The organism is Streptomyces sp. CNQ329 (assembly GCF_000482585.1).
Genome location: NZ_AXVU01000121.1, coordinates 1 through 3,330, shown reverse-complemented (window position 1 = coordinate 3,330; position 3,330 = coordinate 1). Strand labels below are relative to the sequence as shown.

General features: G+C 76.7%; 1 protein-coding gene. It reads left to right on the top strand.

Annotated features, from left to right (window positions below; all coding sequences use genetic code 11):
• Positions 1–3,330 (top strand): type I polyketide synthase (locus I003_RS0129190; RefSeq protein ID WP_027774680.1); only part of this gene is annotated, 3,330 nt, incomplete at both ends.

Sequence of the window (3,330 nt, the reverse complement as noted above, 5' to 3'; positions counted from 1 at the left end):
GGCCGACGCCGACGCCGTCACCCACGCCACGCTCCACCGCGACGACGACACCCCCCACCGCCTCGCCCTCGCGCTCGCCCACACCCACGCCCACGGCCTCGCGACCGGCCCCGACGCCCCCGCGCCTGCCGCCGCCCACCTGCCCGACCTGCCCACCTACCCCTTCCAGCACCAGCGCCACTGGCTCTCCCCCACCGCCGCCGCGGCCACCCCCGCCGCCGGCCGTCACCTCTTCCTCGACGCCCCCGTCTCTCTCGCCACCTCGGGCGGCACGCTGCTCACGGCCGAGGTCTCGCTCGCCACCCACCCCTGGCTCGCCGACCACGCCGTCGCCGGCACCGTCCTCCTCCCCGGCACCGCGATGGTGGAGCTGGCGCTGCACGCCGGCGAGCAGGCCGGCTGCGGTCACGTGGACGAACTGACCCTCTCCGCGCCCCTGCTGCTCCCGGCCACGGAAGCCGTGCGTCTTCAGGTCACCGTCGGAGCGCCCGACGCCGACGGCAGGCGGTCCCTCGGCATCCACGCCCGCCCGGCCGCCGCCGACGAGGAAACCCCGTGGACCCCGCACGCCGAGGGCGTGCTGTCCGGCACGACGCCCGCCACCCCTCCCCGGGCCGGCGACCTCCCGCCCTGGCCGCCGTCCTCCGACGCCGCGGCCCCCGTCGACCTCGCGGACGGATACCTGCGCCTCGGCGCCCGCGGCTACGACTACGGGCCCGTGTTCCAGGGCCTCCGGCGGCTGTGGAGCGGCAGCAGCGGCGAACCGGTCTTCGCCGAAGTGGCGTTGCCCGAAGAGGCGACGGCCGACGCCGAACGGGTCGGCGTGCATCCGGCGCTCCTGGACGCCGTGCTGCACGCGGTGCTCCTCGGCTCGCCGTCCGACCGCACCCTGCTGCCGTTCTCCTGGTCCGGCGTCCGGCTCCACGCCACGCGCGCGACTTCTCTGCGCGTGCGTGTCTCCCGCCTCGGTGAGAACGCCGTGGCCCTGGACCTGACCGACCCCGCCGGCGAGCCCGTCGTCACGGTGGACCGGCTGTCCCTGCGGCCGGTGGACGCGGAGTCGCTGCGCGGTGCGGCCGGCGGTCGGCGCGACGGGCTGTACCGGGTGGAGTGGAGGCCGTCGGCGCACGGCCCGGAGAGCGCCGACCACGTGGACATCGCCGAGGTCACCGACCTGGCGGACCTCGCCGGCCTGGCCGCCCTGCCCGTTCCCGTCCCGGAGTGCGCGGTGGTCCGATGGTCCGCGGAGGCCGCAGACGCCGCGGACGGCGCCGCGGTACGCGCGTCGGTGGCCCGGGCGCTGGAGCTGGTGCAGCGGTGGCTCGGCGACGAGCGGTTCGACGGCGCGCGGCTGGTCTTCGTCACCGGTGGCGCGGTGGCCGTCGCGCCCGACGACCACCTCACCGACATCGCGGGCGCCGCGCTGTGGGGGCTGCTGCGCTCCGCCGAGTCGGAGTTCCCGGGCCGGTTCGTCGTCGCGGACCTCGACGGCGATCCCGCCTCCGCCGCCGCGCTGCCCGCGGCGCTCGCCACGCGGGAGCCGCAGTTCGCGCTCCGCGCCGGGCGGCTGAGCGTCCCCCGTCTGGTACGCCACACCCCCGTGCCCGCCCCGGACGCCGACGCCTCGCCCTTCGACCCGGACGGCACCGTCCTCATCACCGGCGGCACGGGCACCCTGGGCGCCCTGCTGGCGCGCCACCTGGTCGCCCACCGCGGCGTACGCCACCTCCGTCTCGTCTCCCGCCGGGGCCCCGGCGCGGAGAACGCCGACGCGCTGCGCGCCGAGCTGACCGGCCTCGGCGCGACCGTCACCGTCACGGCCTGCGACCTCACCGATCCCGACGCCACGCGCGCGTTGATCGAGGACACGGCCGCGGCGCGCCCGCTGACGGCCGTCGTCCACGCCGCCGGGGTGCTCGCGGACGCCCTGATCACCAACCTCACCGCGGAGAGCCTGCACGCCGTCCTCACCCCCAAGGTCGACGCCACCCTCAACCTCCACCGCGCCACCGAAGATCTGCCCGACGCCCCGGCGCTCGTCCTGTTCTCCTCCACGACCGCCACCCTCGGCACCCCCGGCCAGGCCAACTACGCCGCCGCCAACGCCTTCCTCGACGCCCTCGCCCACCGCCGGCCCCGTACCCGCACGCTCGCCTGGGGCCTGTGGGCGGAGGCCAGCGGCATGACCCGGCACCTGGGCGACGCCGAGATCCGGCGCATGGTGCGCAACGGTGTGGCGCCGCTCGACACGGACCACGCCCTCGCGCTCTTCGACGCGGCCACGGGCGACCCCGCTCTGCCGGACGGGCCGCCGCACTTCGTCGCCGCCCGCCTCACCCCCCGCGCCTTCGGCGAACCCGGCGGCCACGTACCGGCCGTGCTGCGGGATCTCGTCCGGCCGCCCGCCCGCCGCTCCGCCGCCGCGGCGGACGGCGAGAGCACGCTCGCGTCCCGCTGGGAGGGAATGCCGGCGGCGGAACGGGAGCGCGAGGCGCTGCGGCTTGTACGGGAACAGGCGGCGGCCGTCCTCGGCCACGACTCCTCGGCGCCGATCGAGCCCGGCCAGTCGTTCAAGAGCCTCGGCTTCGACTCCCTGACCGCCGTGCAGTTGCGCAACCGTCTCGCCGACGCCGTCGGCCGTCGTCTGCCGACGACCCTGGTCTTCGACTACCCGACGCCGCACGCCCTCACCGCCTTCCTGCTGGGTGACACCGCCGCCGACACCGACACCGCCGCCGACGCCCGGCGGCGGCCGGCCGGCGGCGGGCCCGCCGGCGTCGCGGACGACCCGGTGGTCATCGTGGGCATGGCCTGCCGCTATCCGGGCGGCGTGGCCTCGCCCGAGGACCTGTGGGGGCTGGTCACGGAGGGCCGGGAGGGTCTCGGCGCCTTCCCCGCCGACCGGGGCTGGGACCTCGACGCGCTGTTCCATCCGGACCCGGACCGGCCCGGCACCTCGCACACCCGGGCGGGCCACTTCCTCTACCAGGCGGGCGACTTCGACCCCGACCTCTTCGGGCTGTCGCGGCGCGAGGCGCTGGCGATGGATCCGCAGCAGCGGTTGCTGCTGGAGACGAGCTGGGAGGCGTTCGAGCGGGCGGGCATCGCCCCGGCCGTCCTGCGGGGCAGCCGGACCGGCGTGTTCACGGGGCTGATGTACCACGACTACGCGGTGGGTGTGGACGCCGGCGCCGAAGGCGTCGAGGGGCATGTGCTGACCGGGACGCAGGCAAGTGTGGCGTCGGGTCGGGTGTCGTATGCGTTCGGTCTTGAGGGGCCGGCGGTGACGGTGGATACGGCGTGTTCGTCGTCGTTGGTGGCGTTGCATCT